The organism is Rhodococcus sp. T9N, from assembly GCF_024436645.1.
GTDB lineage: Bacteria > Actinomycetota > Actinomycetes > Mycobacteriales > Mycobacteriaceae > Rhodococcus_F > Rhodococcus_F qingshengii.
In genome coordinates this window covers 117,038-135,557 of record NZ_JAMSKS010000008.1, presented here as the reverse complement: position 1 = coordinate 135,557, position 18,520 = coordinate 117,038, and the positions used below count along the sequence as shown (strand labels likewise).

15 protein-coding genes are annotated in these 18,520 nt (G+C 63.3%); 3 read left to right on the top strand and 12 right to left on the bottom strand.

Going from position 1 to position 18,520, the window contains the following annotated elements; translation table 11 throughout:
• Window positions 1-18: 18 nt before the first annotated feature.
• The 5 genes from M1L53_RS15565 to M1L53_RS15545 all read right to left on the bottom strand — a co-directional run bounded on the left by M1L53_RS15565 (window position 19) and on the right by M1L53_RS15545 (window position 7,991).
• The gene (locus tag M1L53_RS15565; RefSeq protein ID WP_054186684.1) at window positions 19-948 is read right to left on the bottom strand and encodes an NADP-dependent oxidoreductase; all 930 of its coding nucleotides are present in this window, start codon (window positions 946-948) and stop codon (window positions 19-21) included.
• A gap of 66 nt (window positions 949-1,014) precedes the next feature.
• Window positions 1,015-1,827, bottom strand: a complete 813-nt coding sequence (locus tag M1L53_RS15560; protein ID WP_007733124.1) for a mycofactocin-coupled SDR family oxidoreductase — start codon at window positions 1,825-1,827, stop codon at window positions 1,015-1,017.
• 94 nt (window positions 1,828-1,921) lie between these two features.
• Window positions 1,922-4,288, bottom strand: coding sequence for a malto-oligosyltrehalose synthase (gene treY / locus M1L53_RS15555; protein ID WP_054186685.1), 2,367 nt, complete (start codon window positions 4,286-4,288; stop codon window positions 1,922-1,924).
• Window positions 4,289-4,301: 13 nt separating this feature from the next.
• Window positions 4,302-6,641 carry a glycogen debranching protein GlgX gene (glgX, locus tag M1L53_RS15550; protein WP_054186686.1) on the bottom strand — a complete coding sequence of 780 codons (2,340 nt, stop codon included), beginning with the start codon at window positions 6,639-6,641 and terminating at the stop codon, window positions 4,302-4,304.
• A 57-nt stretch (window positions 6,642-6,698) separates the two neighbouring features.
• Window positions 6,699-7,991 (bottom strand): adenosylmethionine--8-amino-7-oxononanoate transaminase, encoded by a 1,293-nt coding sequence (locus tag M1L53_RS15545; protein ID WP_054186687.1) that lies wholly within the window; start codon window positions 7,989-7,991, stop codon window positions 6,699-6,701.
• A gap of 38 nt (window positions 7,992-8,029) precedes the next feature.
• Here M1L53_RS15545 and M1L53_RS15540 point away from each other — a divergent pair, with 38 nt between their 5' ends.
• The 3 genes from M1L53_RS15540 (at window position 8,030) to M1L53_RS15530 (ending at window position 11,455) form a co-directional block, all read left to right on the top strand.
• Window positions 8,030-9,175, top strand: a complete 1,146-nt coding sequence (locus tag M1L53_RS15540; protein WP_054186688.1) for an 8-amino-7-oxononanoate synthase — start codon at window positions 8,030-8,032, stop codon at window positions 9,173-9,175.
• Complete coding sequence (gene bioD, locus M1L53_RS15535; RefSeq protein WP_054186689.1) at window positions 9,172-9,855, top strand: dethiobiotin synthase; 684 nt, start codon at window positions 9,172-9,174, stop codon at window positions 9,853-9,855. Before M1L53_RS15540 ends, bioD begins: the two co-directional genes overlap by 4 nt.
• A 187-nt stretch (window positions 9,856-10,042) precedes the next feature.
• Window positions 10,043-11,455 (top strand): GGDEF domain-containing protein, encoded by a 1,413-nt coding sequence (locus tag M1L53_RS15530; RefSeq protein WP_232318955.1) that lies wholly within the window; start codon window positions 10,043-10,045, stop codon window positions 11,453-11,455.
• Window positions 11,456-11,516: 61 nt separating this feature from the next.
• Here M1L53_RS15530 and M1L53_RS15525 read toward each other — a convergent pair whose 3' ends face one another.
• The 7 genes from M1L53_RS15525 to M1L53_RS15495 all read right to left on the bottom strand — a co-directional run bounded on the left by M1L53_RS15525 (window position 11,517) and on the right by M1L53_RS15495 (window position 18,445).
• Window positions 11,517-12,899 (bottom strand): tripartite tricarboxylate transporter permease, encoded by a 1,383-nt coding sequence (locus M1L53_RS15525; RefSeq protein WP_003941745.1) that lies wholly within the window; start codon window positions 12,897-12,899, stop codon window positions 11,517-11,519.
• Complete coding sequence (locus M1L53_RS15520) at window positions 12,896-13,387, bottom strand: hypothetical protein (protein ID WP_003941716.1); 492 nt, start codon at window positions 13,385-13,387, stop codon at window positions 12,896-12,898. The genes M1L53_RS15525 and M1L53_RS15520 overlap by 4 nt, the downstream gene beginning before the upstream one ends.
• Window positions 13,388-13,463: 76 nt before the next feature.
• Window positions 13,464-14,432: a hydroxymethylglutaryl-CoA lyase gene (locus tag M1L53_RS15515; protein ID WP_082931393.1), complete on the bottom strand. Its 969-nt coding sequence runs from the start codon at window positions 14,430-14,432 to the stop codon at window positions 13,464-13,466.
• A gap of 5 nt (window positions 14,433-14,437) precedes the next feature.
• Window positions 14,438-15,721, bottom strand: coding sequence for a hydroxymethylglutaryl-CoA reductase, degradative (locus M1L53_RS15510; protein ID WP_037129754.1), 1,284 nt, complete (start codon window positions 15,719-15,721; stop codon window positions 14,438-14,440).
• A 112-nt stretch (window positions 15,722-15,833) separates the two neighbouring features.
• Window positions 15,834-17,807 carry a GAF domain-containing protein gene (locus tag M1L53_RS15505; protein WP_054186702.1) on the bottom strand — a complete coding sequence of 658 codons (1,974 nt, stop codon included), beginning with the start codon at window positions 17,805-17,807 and terminating at the stop codon, window positions 15,834-15,836.
• A 10-nt stretch (window positions 17,808-17,817) separates the two neighbouring features.
• A complete protein-coding gene (locus M1L53_RS15500) occupies window positions 17,818-18,333 on the bottom strand; it encodes a tail fiber domain-containing protein (RefSeq protein WP_142006211.1) in 516 nt (171 codons plus the stop codon).
• A complete protein-coding gene (locus tag M1L53_RS15495; RefSeq protein ID WP_003941742.1) occupies window positions 18,317-18,445 on the bottom strand; it encodes a hypothetical protein in 129 nt (42 codons plus the stop codon). The genes M1L53_RS15500 and M1L53_RS15495 overlap by 17 nt, the downstream gene beginning before the upstream one ends.
• Between the last annotated feature and the right edge of the window lie 75 nt (window positions 18,446-18,520).

Here is an 18,520-nt window from a genome sequence, read left to right as displayed (position 1 = left end):
GCAAGACAGAGCTGAAGGTCACGGAACGAGGATGAACTTTCCCGCGGGGTGCGAACTCTGCAACTCGGTGTGAGCGAGTGCCACGTCCGCTAGCGGGAAGGTCTTGGCGATCTTCACGATGAGGTGTCCGGAACCGGCTTGTTCGACAAGTTCGGATCGTGCCTTCAAACGCGCTTCCGCACTTGCCGGATTGCCTCCGCCGACGGAAGCGAAGCCGTCGGTCTGGGCGCGTCCGAACGCGACGATGGTGACGATGCGACTCTTGTCGGAGACCAAAGCCAGCGAAGTATCGACGGCTTCATCTGTTCCGGCGGTGTCGAAGGCGGCGTCGACGCCGTTCGGCGCGAGTTCACGAACACGCGCTTCGAGGCCGTGGCCGTAGAGCACAGGCGTCGCGCCGAGCGAGCGCACGTAATCCTGATTCGAGGCTCCCGCGGTGCCGATCACCGTAGCTCCGCGACCAACTGCCAGCTGAACAGCGATCGCGCCGACGCCGCCGGACGCGCCGTGGATGAGAACGGTGTCGCCGGAACCGACCCGAATGGTGTCGAGGGCGTCGACTGCAGTTCCGCCGACCAGAAGGAGGCCGGCTGCCTGTTCCCAGCTGATGCCTGCGGGCTTCGCGGTGACAGAGGAGACCGGCACGACTACTTGTTCGGAGTAGAGGCCGTTGCCGGGGCTGACGATCACTTCGTCGCCGACGTTCACATTTGTGACGCCGTCGCCGACAGCCGAGACGACGCCCGCTGCCTCGCCGCCGAGGCGGATGGGAAGTTTCTCGGGGTCGGTGCCGAAAGCGCCGCTGTAGAGCTTGAAGTCGAAGGGATTGACGCCGATCGCCTTCACGTCGACCAGGACTTCACCTGATTTCGGTGCCGGTAAATCGACGTCCACCAGCTTCAGGACCTCGGGCGTGCCGTACGTCTGCGCTACAACAGTTTTGGTCATGTCTCGCGCAACCGTCCTCGGGGAAGCGATATTCCCCGAGGACGGGAAAAACTCGAGAAGATTCGATCAGCGGATCAGGGTGCCCAGATCGAGCGGCATCGCGATGCCGGTGATGTGATGGGCCTCGTCGGAACCGAGGAACGCGACGGCGGCGGCGATGTCCTCCGGCTGGCTGACCGGGTCGGGCAAGGTCTGCATGAAGATCGGACCGAGTGTGTGGGCGTTGGCGTCGATGAGCGGCCGCATGTCCGTCATCTGCATTCCGGTTTCCACGCCGTGTGGGTGGATGGTGTTGACCCGAATGTTGTACTGCCCCAACTCCGAGGCCATCGTCTTGGCCAGACCGGTGATGCCGTGTTTGCTCGCGACGTAATGGCCGAGGAAGGGGAGGCCGCGCAGGCCGGCGACGGAGCTGGTGAAGATGATCGAGCCACCGGTGCCTTGCTTGATCAGGTGCGGGATCGCTGCCTTGGCGGTGTGGAAGACGCCGGTCAGGTTGACGTCGAGCGTTTCCTGCCACTGCTCGGGCGTGATTTCCCAGGACATGTTGGCAGAACAGATTCCGGCGTTCGCGACGACGACGTCAAGTCGCCCCAATTCGTCGATGCCGGCCGCGAGCGCCGCGGACAGCGCAGAGAAGTCGCGAACGTCGGTCTTGGTAGCGACAATTCGACGGTCCAGGGCCTTGACGAGTTCGACTGTCTCGGCCAGGTCGTCGTCGGTGGCGCCGGCATACGAGGTGGATTCGAATTGAACACACGCGTCGACGGCGATGATGTCTGCGCCCTCTTCTGCCAGCCGGACAGCTTCGGCGCGCCCCTGACCACGGGCGGCTCCGGTGATGAAGGCAACTTTTCCGGTGAATCGACTGGCGGCCATGCTCAAACCTCCGACTAGTGGTGATGATCTGCTCTTCGGAAGTTAGCGCGACGAAGTTCTTTTCGGGGGTGAATGCCCAGTCAGCGGAAACCGCTCAGCGCACCCTGGTCAACAGGGCACATGGCCCGGCAGCGAAGATGTCCCGCGCATCCGAAGACAAGACGGGTTGTCCGCTCAGTGCGTCGACCCATTCGCCATCTGGCAGGTCCACTCGCGTATCTCTCCAACCGTGCGACGAGAGTCTGAGCGAATGTCGCGTCGCCAGAGCAACGACCATAGGCGGATCACCTGCCGGGCCGCGCGAGAAGCCGACCAGATGACCGGATCCGGAACCTGAAGCGAAGACCGGCCGGTACTCACCGTGATCGAACCACGAGGGGTTCTCCCGCCGCAGTGTCAGTGCCGTGCGAACGAGGTGCAACTTTGCGGTTCCTGTTGCGTCGATCGGCGCGGCGCCGGAATCGAGCAGTGATCGCCTCGTTCCGTAGTCGACAAGCCGCCGGTTGTCCGGATCGACCAACGAGTCCTCCCACAGCTCAGTGCCCTGGTAGACGTCGGGAACGCCGGGCCCGAGAAGTTGGAGCAGCTTTTGGCCGAGAGAGTCCGACCAGCCGTGACGCGCGATCCGGCCGACGAATTCGCTGACCGAATCACCGACCGGGCCGTCGATCACCTCGTCGATCCAGCGGTGCACTGCCGACTCGAAGTCGACGTCCGGATCGTTCCAGGAAGTCCTGGCGCCGGACTCGCGGATGGCTTTCTCCGCATAGGCGTGCAAACGCTCGCGCAGCTCTGGAACCGAGGCTGCCGAGCGGCCGTCCGTCGGCCACACACCGATGATGTTCTGCCACAAGAACAATCCGGTAAGCGGATCAGGGCTGGGGCACACGTCTTCCCACTCGCGAATCAGCCGGGCCCACAGGGTCGGCACTTGAGACACAACACCGATCCGTGCCCGCACGTCCTCGCCGCGTTTGGTGTCGTGAGTGGACAGACTCGTCATCGCGCGCGGCCACCGCTTCGCTCGGTCCGCGTTGTGGAGATGGAATTCGGCGACGGAGACGGCAAGCGATGCAGGGTTGCCGCCGACTTCCTGACGTGAGACCAGGCGCGCCGTCCGATAGAAGAGTCGATCTTCGACGGACTTGGCCATGACAGCGCCACACACCTGCTGGAAGCGAACTGAGGCCTCACCGCTGTTCACCAGGGATTGCGCCAACACGTTGAACGATGGTTCATGTCCGGGAGCCAATTCGTGCATGTCACCGACGATCCGAGCGGCCAAACCGGCGAGGGGACTGTAGTCGGATCGGTACACCGGCATCCGAGCGATCGCGACGACAACTGCGTCGTTCAGTTCGGTCTCACTGCAACGACTTCCGGTTTCGCGTCGGATTGCACGTACGAGCCTGCGAACCTCCGGTGCCAGGTCACCGCGCCCGGTGTCGCGTTTGAACTGACGTTCGGTGTGATGCAACCACGTACTGTCCCCGTCGTCGCCGGTCAGATCTGCCGAGAGTTCGGTCAATTCGAGTTCGGCGGCGGGATCGACGAAAATGCCGCCCAGCTGATTGAGGGCGTCGTATCCGGTGGTGCCGTCGATCGGGAGCATCGGATCGAGTGGTTCCGTATGGCCGAGGATCTTTTCGATCACGAGCCACTGATCTGGTCCGATCAGTTCTCGCAGGCGCCCGAGATATTCCGCCGGATTCGCGAGTCCGTCCGGATGATCGATGCGAACGCCGTCGATCAGTCCTTCGTCGACCCACGACTTCACTTGCCGATGGCAGAGTTCGAAGACGTGGGGGTCCTCCTGGCGCAGCGCAGCGAGTTCGTTGACGGCAAAGAACCGTCGGTAATTGACGATCCCGGCGTTCCACGGTACGAGTCGGTACGACTGCCTGGAGTGCACCTCCTGTGGAGATCCGAATTCAGTACCGGCAGCGATGGGGAAGCGGTGCTCGTAGAACGCGAGAAGTGTTTCCTCGCCGTCTTTCTCGACAGTCAGTGCGTCGAGATCGTCCGGGCTACCCAGTACCGGGAGTGAGAGTTTGCCGTCGGCGCCGTTGGCTCCGTTGTCCTCGGCCCAATCGATGTCGAAGAAATGCGCGTACTCCGACGACTGCCCGTGCGTGAGAACGTCCCACCACCAAGCATTTTCGCGAGGTTTGGCGACACCGACGTGGTTGGGGACCAGATCGACGATCAGGCCCATCCCACGTGATCGAACGGCGCGCGAGAGCTCCACCAGGGCCTCGCGGCCACCAAGTCCTTCGGACACGGTTGTCGGATCGGTGACGTCGTAGCCGTGCGTCGATCCGGACGTCGCAGTGAGGATGGGGGAGAGATAGAGATGTGAGACCCCCAATGCCTCGAAGTAGTCCACCTGTGCGGCCGCATCACGAAGAGTGAATGCATCCGGTCGCAACTGCAGTCTGTAGGTGCTGGTTATCGGGGCCATGTGCACGTCTCCCTCAAGCGGTTCTGCGAAGTACCGTCAATGCTCGCGCTTTTACATCCAATGTTGTTCCGGCTTTGATCACGGTATCGCTCTCACCGGTGGGGACCGAGGTGTCCAGTACGACGGTCCACTCCGACGCGTAGTCCGCGTTGGGGGTGGAGAATTCGAGATCTTCGTAGTGGGCGTTGAAGCAGAGAAGGAACGAATCTCCGGTGACGCGCTCGCCGCGGTAGTTCGGTTCCGGGATCGCGTCACCGTTGAGAAAGACAGCCAACGACTTGCCGAAACCGCTGTCCCAGTCGGCCGGAGTCATCTCTTCGCCAGACGGCGTGAGCCAGGCGATGTCGCGACTCTGGTCGCCGCTTCGAATAGGTCGCCCCTCGAAGAATCGACGACGCCGGAAGACCGGGTTCTTGGCGCGCAAGGCAATTGCGCGCTTGGTGAACTCGACGAGGTCGGCGTTGGTTTCCGCGAGAGTCCAATCCATCCATGACAGTTCCGAATCCTGGCAGTAAACGTTGTTGTTACCCTGCTGAGTTCGGCCCATCTCGTCGCCGTGAGCAAGCATCGGGGTGCCCTGGCTGAGCATCAGCGTAGCCAGTATGTTTCGGCTCTGACGTCCACGCAGTTCGAGGATTTCCGGGTCGTCGGTGGGGCCTTCGACTCCGCAGTTCCACGATCGGTTGTGCGATTCGCCGTCGTTGTTGTTCTCACCGTTGGCTTCGTTGTGCTTCTCGTTGTACGAGACGAGGTCGTGCAGGGTGAAACCGTCGTGAGCGATGACGAAGTTGATGCTCGCGCCAGGGCGACGTCCGGTGGCCTCGTAGAGATCAGAGGATCCGGTGAGACGGGAGGCGAACTCCCCCAGCGTTGCCGGCTCACCACGCCAGTAGTCGCGGACGGTGTCGCGGTATTTGCCGTTCCATTCGGTCCACAGGCCGGGGAAGTTGCCGACCTGGTAACCGCCTTCGCCGACGTCCCACGGTTCGGCGATCAGCTTCACCTGACTGACGATCGGATCCTGTTGCACGAGATCGAAGAAGGCCGAAAGGCGGTCCACGTCGTGCAGTTCACGGGCGAGTGTCGAGGCGAGGTCGAAGCGGAAACCGTCGACGTGCATCTCCGTGACCCAGTACCGCAGAGAGTCCATGATCAATTGCAGCGTATGCGGATGACGGGCGTTGAGGCTGTTGCCCGTTCCGGTGTAGTCCATGTAGTGCTCTTCGTCGCCGTCGACCAGGCGGTAGTAGGCGGCATTGTCGATTCCGCGGAAGCTGATGGTCGGCCCCATGTGATTGCCCTCGGCGGTGTGGTTGTAGACCACGTCGAGGATCACTTCGATACCCGCCTGGTGGAAGCTGCGCACCATGGCTTTGAATTCCGCTACGGCCGCATCGGGTTTCGTGGCCGAGGAGTAGTCGGTGTGTGGAGCGAGAAAGCCGAAGGTGTTGTAACCCCAGTAGTTTCGCAGACCTTGGTCGAGAAGCACCTGATCGTGCATGAACTGGTGGACCGGCATCAGTTCGATCGCCGTGACACCCAGATCGGTGAGGTGCTCGATGATCACCGGATGAGCGAGCCCCGCGTACGTGCCGCGCAATTCCTCCGGAACTCCGGGATGCGTCGCGGTCATACCCTTGACGTGCGCTTCGTAGATGACCGTCTCGTGATACGGACGCTTCGGCGAGTGGTCGGACGCCCAATCGAAGAACGGGTTGATGACGACGGTCGACATCGTATGGCCGAGCGAATCATGTTGGGGGAAAGGGATGGTGGCGGGTTCGTCGACGAGTGGTTCCGGCTCGAAGGGTTCGGGCTCGAGGACCTCGTCCGATTCCTGATCGCCCGTGGGCGAGTCGTCTTCGAGGCCCACCTCGTCCGATTCGGCTTCCGAACTCGTTTCGTCGGTAGCCTCTTGCGGCTCCACGGCGGGAGATTCGTCGTCTCCTGAAGGTTCGGGGTCCGCCGCCGATTCGACGTCGTACGAGAACAGCGAACGGTCTCCGTCGAAGTCTCCGTCGAACGCTTTTCCGTACGGGTCCAGCAGGAGCTTGCTCGGATCGCATCGCAGACCTGCAGCCGGATCGTACGGCCCGTGAACGCGGTAGCCGTATCGCTGGCCGGGGGATACCGACGGAAGGTACGCATGCCAGACGTAACCGTCGACCTCGTCCATCCGAATGCGGGTTTCGGTTCCGTCCTTGGCGATCAGGCACAGCTCGACGGCCTCGGCGACCTCGGAGAAGAGCGAGAAATTGGTCCCCGCGCCGTCGTAGGTGGCACCGAGTGGGTACGCACTGCCAGGCCATACCGGGATGGGAGTGGCTGAGGTCTCGCTCGGCGGTTGATCCATGAATCAGACCCTATCGGGTGCAGCCGATCGAATCTCGTCGACTGTCTACGGTGCCGATCACCGTTTCGCCTGGCTGCGGGCGGTTGCAAGCATTCCGGCTGTGATCTGTTCCACCTCTGCCTCCGAACACAGGTACGGAGGCATCGCGTATACGAGGTTGCGGAACGGCCGGAGCCAGACGCCGGCGTCGACGGCTGCATCGGTCGCGCTCTGCATGTCGACCGGCTGTTCGAGTTCGATCACTCCGATTCCGCCTTTGACGCGGACGTCGACGACCCCGGGAATTGTGATGGCTTCGGCGAGGCCTCGAGCGAGGCCACGTTCGAGGGTTGCGACGTCACGCCGCCAGTCCATCGCAAGCAGAAGTTCGGTCGACGCCACCGCGACGGCGCACGCGAGTGGATTGCCCATGAAGGTGGGGCCGTGCATCAGTCCGCCGCCCTCACCGGCAGTGATGGTCTCCGCGATCTCCGTGGTGCACAGCGTTGCTGCCAGACTCATGTACCCGCCGGTCAGTGCCTTGCCGACGCACATGACGTCGGGACTGACGCCGGCGTGATCGGCGGCGAACAATTCTCCGGTGCGTCCGAATCCGGTCGCGATCTCGTCGAAGACCAGGAGGACGTGGTACTTGTCGCAGAGGTTACGCAGGTCGATCAGGTACGCGAGATCGTGGAAACGCATTCCGCCGGCGCCTTGAACCACCGGTTCCACGATCACCGCTGCGAGGTCCTCGTGATGCTCGGCCAAGAGCGATTCCAACTCCTGCACGTATTCGGGGAGATAGCCCGCCGGGGGAGCCTGCGCGAAGACCTGAGGACGCAGGACGTCGGTCCAGAGAGAATGCATGCCGCCGTCGGGATCGCAGACGCTCATGGGGGTGAAGGTGTCACCGTGGTATCCGCCGCGCCAGGTCATCAAACGATTCTTCGACGGCTTTCCGAGGCTCCGCCAGTACTGCAGGCACATCTTCACTGCGACTTCGACGGCCACCGAACCGGAGTCGGAGAGGAACACCTTGTCGAGGTGAGGTGGTGTGATGTCGACGAGCAGTCGCCCGAGGCGAGCGGCGGGTTCGTGCGTCAGTCCGCCGAACATGACATGGCTCATCTTGCCGAGCTGCCGTGCGGCGGCGGTGTCGAGCACGGGATTGCGGTAGCCGTGAATGGCGGCCCACCACGAGCTCATCCCGTCGACCAATCGGCGGCCGTCGGAGAGCGTCAGGGTAGCCCCCTGCGCAGAGTCGACGATCAGCGGACGAGTCGACGCGGGAAACGATCCGTACGGATGCCAGAGGACATCGGCATCGATGGCGGAGACGTCATGGGGATCAAGTCCGGTTGTGAGCACGGATGCACCCTAACCATTGAGTTGAACGGTGTTCAAGTATGGTCGGAAAAGTGAACACCTCGCTGAATTGGCTGACGGCCGTCGAAGCGGACCGCAGGGCCGCTGGACTGCGTCGCGAACTCCGTCCTCGCACGGTCGACTCCCCGTTGATCGACCTGGCGTCGAACGATTACCTCGGACTCGTGCGGCACCCCGATGTGATCGAGGGTGCCGCGGCGGCTCTGCGCCGTTGGGGCGCGGGCGCCACGGGCTCGCGTCTGGTCACCGGCACCACCACCGAACACGAACTGCTCGAAGTCGAACTGGCCGAGTTCGTCGGGGCGGACTCCGGACTTGTCTTCTCCTCCGGTTACACAGCCAATCTCGGCGCGGTGACGGCGCTCTCGGGTCCAGGGTCGTTGATCGTCTCCGATGCGGGATCGCATGCCTCGCTGGTGGATGCCTGCCGCCTGTCACGTGCTCGGGTCGCCGTTGCTCCGCATTCGGACGTGGGCTTTCTCGCCGACACGTTGCGCAGCAGAGTGGAAGAGCGAGCGCTGGTCGTCACCGATTCGGTCTTCAGTGCCGACGGAGACCTCGCGCCACTGCGGCAGATGCATCAGGTGTGCCGCGCGTACGGGGCGATCCTGTTGGTCGACGAGGCGCATGGCATCGGTGTGCGCGGTGCCGGTGGACGTGGACTCGTCCACGAGTCGGGCCTGGCCGGTGAACCCGACGTCGTCGTGACTGCAACACTGTCCAAGTCGCTCGCCAGCCAGGGCGGAGTTGTGCTCGGTGACAACAAGATCCGCGCGCATCTCATCGACGCGGCAAGAACGTTCATCTTCGACACCGGGCTCGCACCGGCCGCCGTAGGCGCGGCCAGGGCTGCACTCGCCGTACTCCAGCGTGAGCCGACGCGAGCGCTCGACGTCCTGGCCCGGGCATCCGAGCTGGCGGACGTCACCGGTGCTCCGTCGCCTGAATCTGCTGTCGTCTCAGTCGTTCTCGGTGATCCGCAGCGGGCGTTCGATGCCGCGTCGGCGTGCCGGGATCAGGGGTTGCATGTCGGTTGCTTCCGCCCGCCGTCGGTTCCGGAAGGAACGTCACGGCTGCGTCTGACCGCACGAGCGACGCTGTCCGCATCCGAGATGGAGCAGATCGCTCTCGTACTGCGCGAAGTATTGGCCGGAGCCCGAGCATGAGCATTTTCCTGGTGACCGGAACGTCGACCGACGTCGGAAAAACAGTGGTGACAGCCGCATTGGCATCGGTGGCCTTGCAGTCGGGCAAGTCGGTTGCAGTGCTCAAACCGGCCCAGACCGGCGTCGACGTGGACGGTGCGGGTGATCTGGCCGAGATCGAGCGTCTGACCGGCGGCGGCGTGACGCTGGTCGAGTTGGCGCGGTATCCCGAACCTTTGGCGCCGGATACTGCTGCCCGTCGAAGTGGTCTGCCGTTGTTGGCGCTCGACGAAGTAGTCCGAGTTGCTCGCGACCTGGACACCACCCACGACCTGACCCTGATCGAAGGCGCCGGCGGCTTGCTGGTCCGCTTGGGCGTCGACGGGTTCACCGCTCGCGATCTTGCCGCGGCTCTGGCAGCGCCAGTGGTGCTGGTGGTTGCGTCCGGCCTGGGCACGCTCAATCACACGGCACTGACCGTGGAAGCCCTACGTGCATCCGGCGTGGACTGCGCCGGATTGGTGATCGGTTCGTGGCCGCAGGAACCGGACCTCGCCGAGAAATGCAATCGCGAGGATCTGGTCTCGGTCGGCGGTGTTCCCCTTCTCGGGGTAATGCCTGCCGGAAGTGGAGGCGCGAGTGTCCGAGAGTTTGCTCGCACCGCTTCGATCACGCTCGGTGAACTTCATTTGACCAACTGACGACGTAACATCCGATTTGTCCGCATCGATAGCCAAGGCACAGTGGGGCGCCTTGGGTTTCGACGTCCCTCGCGTACGATTCCGGTCGGTATATTTCGACGGGTGTCTTGCGGCGACCCTGCATCCGGGGCGCCTTGGTCACCGACAGTGGTTGTCGAATTGTGAGTAGGTCAGTCGAATGTAGGTGGTGAGCACGGTCGAAAAGTCGTTGTCGTCATCGGCCGTACGTCGCGCACTGCTTATCGGCGTAGTCGTCTTCGTCTCGTGCCTGGTCGGAATTCTGAGCCGTCTGCCGGGCACGCTTGCAGTCTTCTGGCCGGCGAACGCGCTGCTACTCGGGATCCTCTTTCGGTCGCCGCGTTCCGCCACACTGCTCACCTGGATCTGCGTCGTAGTCGGTTATGTCGGAGCCGACCTGATCACCGGTGGGGCATGGGAGTCCACGGTGTGGCTCAACGCGGCCAACATCGTCGGGGTTGCGAGCGGCTTCTACGCCTTTCGCTGGGTCGACAGTGAGGACCGTCGACTGACCAGTATTCAGTCCGTCGGCTATCTCGTGTCGATGACTGTCGCCGCCGCGTCGATAGCGGCGCTCGTGGGCGGAATCGCGAACCGCGTGCTGTTCGGCGGGCAGTGGTGGGCCGGCTGGTTGCTCTGGTTCTCGAGTGAGTTCGTCAACTACATGACCATCGTCCCCTTGGTGCTGACATTCCCGTCGCTTCGACGCGTGGATCGAGAACCGAAAGCTGTTGCCACGCTTGTGCGTCGATCAGTCGTTCCGACGGCGCTGCTGGCCGTCTGCATCATCTTGGAGTGGGTGATAGGCGGTGCCGGAGCGATCGCGTTTGCCATGCCGGCGCTGGTGACTGCAGCCTTGCTCACCAATGTATTTGTCACGTCGGTGCTCACCGCTGTGTCAACTGCCTGGACGTTGGTACTGACGGCCGACGGCCATCTCGGATTGTCCAGCGAGGGCGTCTCGCCGGTCAGCGCGTCGGTCCAGATCGGATTGTCGCTGCTGGCGGTAGCGCCGATCGCGGTGGCCTGCGTGATCCTCGAGCGTCGCCGCGCGCTCGAGGCACTCACCCAGGCCGTCACCCACGACGATCTCACCGGTGCGTTGCGCCGGGACGAATTCCTGCGGCGAGGCGGCAGCGTGACGGGTGCGACCGATCCGCGTCGCCACTCTGGACGTCCGGTCAGCGTCCTGATGATGGATCTGGATCACTTCAAGATGGTGAACGACAACCTCGGTCATCGTGCCGGCGATACGGCGTTGGTGAGTTTTGCCGATCAGGTGCGGCGGCACCTCGATGACAAGCATCTCTTCGCCCGATTGGGCGGCGAGGAGTTCGTCGTACTGATGGCCGGCGTCGATCTCGAGGGTGCGACCGAAACAGCCGAGATGATTCGACGCGCGCAAGCGGAGAATTCGTCGGCAGTATTGGGTGAATTCGGGCCGACGGTCAGCATCGGCGTCGCGTGTTCACCCCACGGCGACGCAGACCTGACGCAATTGGTCGATTGCGCTGACGAGGCGTTGTATCGAGCGAAGAAGTTGGACCGCAATCGAACCGTGGCGCTCACGGTCGGTAGCTGAAGAAATACGTGCGGACCCGCAGTTTGTTGCGGGTCCGCACGTGGTGGTGGAGTCGACCGATTCAGAACAGATTGATCAGCGCAGGAACACTGAACAGCGCTACGTAGTAACCCATGAACAGAACTCCGCCGTGAATCTTGAACAGGCGCCCGAGAAGACCACCGACCAGGCCGACCGTCACGGTGATCAGAAGCCCGAGGATGCCGCCCTCCCAGATGCTGATGACCACGACCAGTCCCGTGAACACCGCGATCACAGCTTCGTGACTGATGTGCTTGACCACCGCTGACGCAGCGCGGTACGCGTAGTTCATGGCAAACGGGTATGCGATGACCGTTGCCGTGACCACTGCGAGCAGTCCGTAGAGCAGGAACTCCCACTGCGTCAGGTACGTGGAGAGATTGTTGATCACTCCGGTTTCCTGATTGGTCTCGAACACCGGTGGAGCGTTGAACAGAGGGGCTGCGGGGCCTGCCGCGAGCGGGCTGAGCGGAAGGCCGAAAGCGACGAGTGGGATGAGGGTTTCCGCGATGTAGGTGGATTCCGTCGTACCGTTCTTCGCCGAGACCATTGTGGTCAGTCGGTGATAGCCGTTCTTGATCCGCGCACCTACCAGCTCACCCATCAGAACAGTCATGGCGACCGGGCTGAAGACGAAGGTTGCGCTCGACACCGTGGAAGCGGCGGCGGTGTAACCGATCTGCTTGCGATCGAGGACCTTCAGAGGATTGGGGAAGTATCCCTTCCATCCTTTGATGTCCGGGGCCAATGCAACGGTTTTGGGTTCACTGCGTTCCATGTCCTTACGGCTCGACGGGCCCAAGGTCAATGCGAGGTCCGCGATCAGCGGCCCGACTGCGATCGCAAGGAAGTAGCTGATGTTCAGCGACACATCGTAATTCGACGTCAACGCGCGGGCGCCGAGGATCAAGATGACGAAGGGAACGAGGGCGACAACCCCGGCCCAGCGGCCTGGTGAGGCGTAGGCGATGCCGATGGCGGCGACCAGGAACAGCCACGGTGCTATCGACTGAACGGTGTCCGCGAACGGCGCGAGGATGGTCGCGAACAAAACGGCAACCGGCACAGCGACGAACGCCGAGATCACTGCTCCCGAGATCGCCTTGCGGAGTGCGATGTGCGGGATGCCGAGTGAGCGCATCATCTGCGCTTCCGGCAAGAGTGGAATCGCCATCGTGTCGCCGGGAATGCCCAGCAGCATCGTCGGCACCGCGTGAGTCATGTGTTTGGCGATCGCACCGGAGAGGAAGAACGTGAAGACCGCCGCCGGGGGAGCGCCGAGCAGAATCACGAGCAGAGTCAGCGGTGCGATCGTGGCGGTCTCGTCCGTGCCGGAGATCAATCCGATGAACGTGAACGCGACCGCACCGATGATGCCGAAGAGAACGGCAATCAGAATTTCGTTGGTCAGAACCGAACTCATGCGCGCCCACCGTCCTTCGGTGTGTTCGAGACCCGTGCGTGCTCGGCCTCGGCAGCGGCGAAGTGGTCGTACAGACCCAGCTCGCGAAGTTCCTGTCGGCTCTGCTCCGGAATGTCGGCGAGAGTGCCCAGACCCTGGCGCTGTTCACTCATCGTCGTGATGACACCGTCGATCGACTCCGCGTCGGCGGCGGCCAAGGCGACTATCCGCTTCGGCTTGATGAAGATTCCGCAGACCACGCCGGCGAGCAGGCAGGCCGCGATGCCGACCAGAAGGCTGTACGCCTGGGCCAACGACGGTTCGCTGACGACCCGTTCGAACAGTGCCTGGGCCGCGAGAAGGGCCGAGGCGCCGACGACACTGCCGACTGCAACGGAGATCGCGAGGTGTCGACCGTTGACGGTGTCACCCCAGACTTCGAGGTATGTCTGCTGCTCGGTCGGCTCGGTCGTGGTGGTCGGCGTCGTTGCCGGCTGCGGTGGTGACATCAGTCTTCTCCAGTGTCATGCATGGCGGGGTCGTACAGGGAGGGGCTTGCGAGATGAGGGGCTTGCGTTGCGGGTGTCAGGTGCGTGCTGCGCGGAGGGCGGTGACAACTCGGGACGGGCTCGAGTGGCCGACCTGTTCGGCCATCCAGCTGCTTGTGTCGGTGAGCGAATCCAGGTCGATGCCGGTGTCGATCCCGAGGCCGTGGAGCATCCACACCAGATCCTCGGTGGCGAGATTTCCGGTCGCGCCCTTGGCATATGGGCACCGTCCGAGACCACCTGCGGAACTGTCGAATTCGGATACCCCAGCGGTCAACGACGCATAGACGTTCGACAGCGCCTGGCCGTAGGTGTCGTGAAAGTGCATGGCGATCTGCGATGTGGGGATGCCACGTTCTCGGAGGGCGCCGAGCAAAGCGAGTACATGGCCAGGTGTGCCGACGCCGATGGTGTCGCCGAGTGAGAGTGACGTGACACCGCTGTCGATCAGGGTCTTTGCGATGTCGGCGACACGCTCGACGGGCACGGAGCCTTCCCAGGGGTCGCCGAAGCACATGGAGATGTAGCCGCGGACGGGAAGTCCCAGGGCTCGGGCGGCCGTAGTGACCTCGGCAGCCGCGGCGATCGCGCCGTCCACCGTGGAATTGAGGTTGCGTTTCGCGAATTCCTTTGTGGCGCTGACGAATACTGCAACCTCGCTTGCTCCGGCGGCGACGGCCCGCTCGAGACCCTTGCGGTTCGGGACAAGAACGACCGTACGTACCGAGTCCGGCAGGTGCAGCCGACCCATCAATTCTTCCGCGTCCGCAAGTTGCGGGATCCATCGAGGTGAGACGAAACTCGTCAATTCGACAGTGCGGGAGCCGGCCGCGACCAGGCGTTCGATGAACTGGGCTTTCGTCTCGGTCGGGATCACCGCTGTTTCCGCTTGAAGTCCGTCGCGTGGCCCGACTTCGTAGATCCGGACCGAGGTCGGCAGCCCCGGCGCCGGCACTCGATGAGGCGCCGGCTTCCACACCGGTGATCCTGCAACTGTTTCGGTCATTGTCGTCAGTTTCCGCCGCGGATCTCGGCGAGAACCTTCTCGGCATGCTCGACGCGAATGCTCTTGTCCGCGATCAGGCGTGCCACCACGGCGTCGATCTCGCTCTTCTGCGCTCCGGCGGTGGCAGCGATGTTGCGGGCGTGCAGCCCCATGTGTCCGCGCTGGACACCCTCACTGGCCAGAACGCGGACAGCAGCCAGGTTCTGCGCCAGGCCGACTGCCAGGATGATGCCGGCGAGTTCCTCGGCGCTCTCGACGCCGAGCATCTTGATTGCGGCCTGCGCTACGGGGTGCACTTTGGTGGCCCCGCCGACGAGGCCGACCGGCATGGGTAGCTCGAGGGTGCCGACGATGTTTCCGTCGGCATTCTTCTCGAAATGCGAGAGCGACGAGTAGATCCCGTCGGCGTTGACTGCATGGGAGTGGCACCCGGCTTCGACTGCGCGCGTGTCATTTCCGGTCGCCAGCACCACGGCGCTGATGCCGTTCATGATGCCCTTGTTGTGCGTCGCGGCGCGGTAGGGATCCAGCTCCGCCAAGCGTGCGGCATGGATCAGGTTGTCCACAACCTCTGCGCCGCCGATCAATTCGGCGTCGAACACGGCGCGAACGCGTGTCAGCCGCAGATCGGCCTTGTTGGTGAGGATGCGCAGGACGACGTGTCCGCCGCCGATCTCGGCGACTCGATCCGCGATTGCCTCGGCCATCGTGTTGACGGCGTTGGCGCCCATGGCATCTCGTACGTCGACGTGAAGGTGAAGGACGACGTAGGTGGCCTTGTCCGAAGAAACGATGCGTACCGAAATGTCCTTCACGCCACCGCCGACACTGACCAGCTTCGGGTCCTGTTCGTTGGCGAGTGCAATGATTTCTTCACGTGCCTCGAGGAGTCGGATACGGGCGGCTGCCGGATCCACGACGTCGACGAGTTGTATCTGGGCCTGCATGATCGGCGGGGTACTCGAGACGTGAAAGCCGCCGAGTCCGCGTGCGATGCGAGCAGCGTTGCTTGCGGCTGCGACTACCGACGGCTCCTCGGTGGCGAGCGGGATCAGGTAGTCCGTGCCGTTGACCGTGAAGTTGGTGGCCACGCCGACCGGGATGCCGATGACGCCGAGGACGTTCTCGACCATGCGATCGGCCTGGTCGATGGTGAGGCCGTCGGCGGCGTCGTAGACCGCGATGTCTGCTTCGGTCAGGTCGGTCTGGCGGACGATCTCGGCGCGTCGTGCGGCGACGTCGTAGGACCGGAAATCGGCGATGCGGCTGTTGATGGACCGGTTGTTCATAGACACGTGGGGTCGTCCTCCTGAAGTGGTTCTGTGCTCCGCTTCACAGTAGGGAGGTTGATGCCTGCCAGGCCACGTGCTCACGACACATCGATCGGTCGAAATTGTAGTGTCATGCACCATCGGTGCTGTCGGTGATGCCGCTTCCGGCCTCTTCGGTTCCCACGTCCCGAAGTTCGTCGAGCCTCGTCGCCATGGACACCCGGAAAAAGTTCTCGTCTTCGCGCCACGATTGACCGAGGAGCGTACGGATGCGGTCGAGACGCTGAACGACGGTGTTGGGGTGATAGTTGAGTGCGCGGGCAGCCTTGGTCGGGCTCCCTTCGTTGCGTACCAGGGCACGAAGGGTCGCGGTGAGATCGGTGTCCTTGTCGCGGTCGTACGCGCGTACCGGGCCGATTACTTCGTCGATGAACTGATGAAGTGATTCCGGATTCTCGCCGAACAGAACGGTGTACGGCAGATATGACGCCGTCGTGACCGCGCCGTCGGTCTTGCCCAATGCCGTGAGTAGGCGGGCCGTGCGCAGCGCCGAGGTGAAGCGCGCCGGGAGCTCTTCGGGGCGTTCCGCCGTCGTCGGCGCAATGACTACTGCGTGCGGTCCTACCGAACCGGTGATCTGACGGTGAATGACCGTCGCCGCGGCTGCCGGGTTTCCCGAGCGCGAGACCACCGCGATCAATCCGGCATGCTGCGCCGCCAACCCCGCTACCGGCAGAGACTGCCCGATTGCGCGGAGCGCGGCGGTGCGGAGTTCCGGAGCGACCGACACCACGAGGACGGTGTCCAGTTCGCCGAGGGAGATGCCGAGGTTGCGGGTCCTACGTTCGAGATCGCGCCTGCGCTCGGGCGCAGTGCTCAGCAAGTCGGCGACCAGTTCGTCACGTGCACGCCGGTCCGCTGCTGCTGCCGCCGAGTGTTGCAACACGAGGATGGCAGTGACCTGAGCTGCCCGTTCCACGGTCCGGAGTTCGACGGGGCCGATCGGCGCGTCCGAACGATTCAGCAAGATGGCCCCGAGGAACGATTCTCCGGCGGTGACGGCGCTGACGAGTTGGATCACGGTCTCACTGTCATCGGCGACAAACGTGCATCGGCCGCTTCGGCGACTCTGGTCGATGGCCTCGGACACGGCGGGAGGAAGAGACAACGGCACCGTCGTGATCTGCTCGCCAGAGGATTTCACGAGAGGGCGTAGCTCACTGTCGACGACGACGGTGCTGCGCTCGAGCGAGCTGCTGAGGGTTCGTGCAACCTGGGCGTATCCGCCGCCGCGGAGAACGGCGTGGATCAGATCCTGGTGGACGATGTTCGATTTGTCCCGCGCGGACACGTGCTCGCGCAGCTCGTCGAGTGCTCGCCCGGTCTCGGCGGCGGATTCCTCGGCGCGGTCCAGCGCCCGTGCGGTTTGCAGGACTACCGAGGCGTGATCAGCCAGCGCCGAGAGCAGGGCGATCTGATCTGCGGTAAATCGTCGTTCCCGGCGGTCGGCGGCAAACAGGACTCCGAGGATCTGGCCGTCGGAGAGCATCGGCACGCCGAGAATCGCCACCAGACCCTCGGCGACGATCGCGGCATCGACCACTTCGTCATGGCGCGACTGCGTGTAGTCGCTGTAGTTCTGAACCCATTGGGCTGCTCGAGATTCGGCAATCGCGCTGACCAGTCCCGCGCCGGCAGGAACTTGCAGATGCTGGAGTTCCGGCGAGACCGCGCCGGCCGTCTTTCGAACATTCAGGTCACGAGTGATCACGTCGAACTCGGACAGGTACGTGACGTCGGTGCCCATGATGTCGTGTGCGCGGTTGACCAGCCTCTGCAGCAGTGTGTCCACGTCGCGAACCTGCGCGAGCTCACGTGCACTCGAATAGAGAACCGCCAATTCGTTCTCGCGACGGCGAAGTCGCCGAAATTCCGACCGACTGGCCCGGATGAGGGCCGCGGTCTCCGCGACCTCCGTTGCGCCAAAGCCGAATTCGGCAAGTACCTGTTCGACATGTTCGTCGCCGACTGAATCGGACGTCACGTCGAACAGCGCGGCAATCACGTTGGGCGCTGAGTCGGAGTCTGAATCAGGGGCGGTCACACCGAACAAACTACAGACCGGTGGATCCACCGAATTCGTCGAGCGGTGTGGATATGTGATTGTTGTTTGTTTCCAATGCATTCCGAGTCGTGCTCGTGTCTCCCGTTTCCCGTCTCAGTCTGTTCACGTCCTTCTCGAGCGCGCTGACTTCTGTCTCGAGGGCACTGATTTTGCGGTTCAACGCTTGGATGCTCGCCATGCAGACGCCGTTCGCGTCGACGGCGGAGATCCGGCGGGCGTTGGATCCCAAGCCGAAAATCGCCGCAAAGTCTTGCGCCATCGGACCCAGGTGACGGACCGACTTGTGGTCGAATCCGTAACTCCACGTACTTATTCGGAGTGCCGTCAACCGGTCGAGCACGTCCTGCGCGCTCGTCGGAACATCTACGCCGGTATGCACGCCACGTCGATGCGCGGCCCGTGCGAACACCCACTGCGCGGGGTGTCGCATCGCGGCGTTCACCCGAATACCGACCCGAGTGCCCAAAAATTCAGTGGGCTCGCCCTCGTCAGGCGGTGAGTTCACGTCGTGCGGTTTTGACGGTCTTGTCGCTCAGCAGAATTCCCGCTCCTGCGCCGAGCAGTCCGAGGCCGATTCCGACAGCGGCGCTGCCGAGGCCCAAAGCAATTCCCAACATGATTCCTCCAAAAATTGTGCGGTGAATTGAGGGGCCAGGTGTCCGACGAAAGTGCTGCCGACCTGCTCCGCGCTC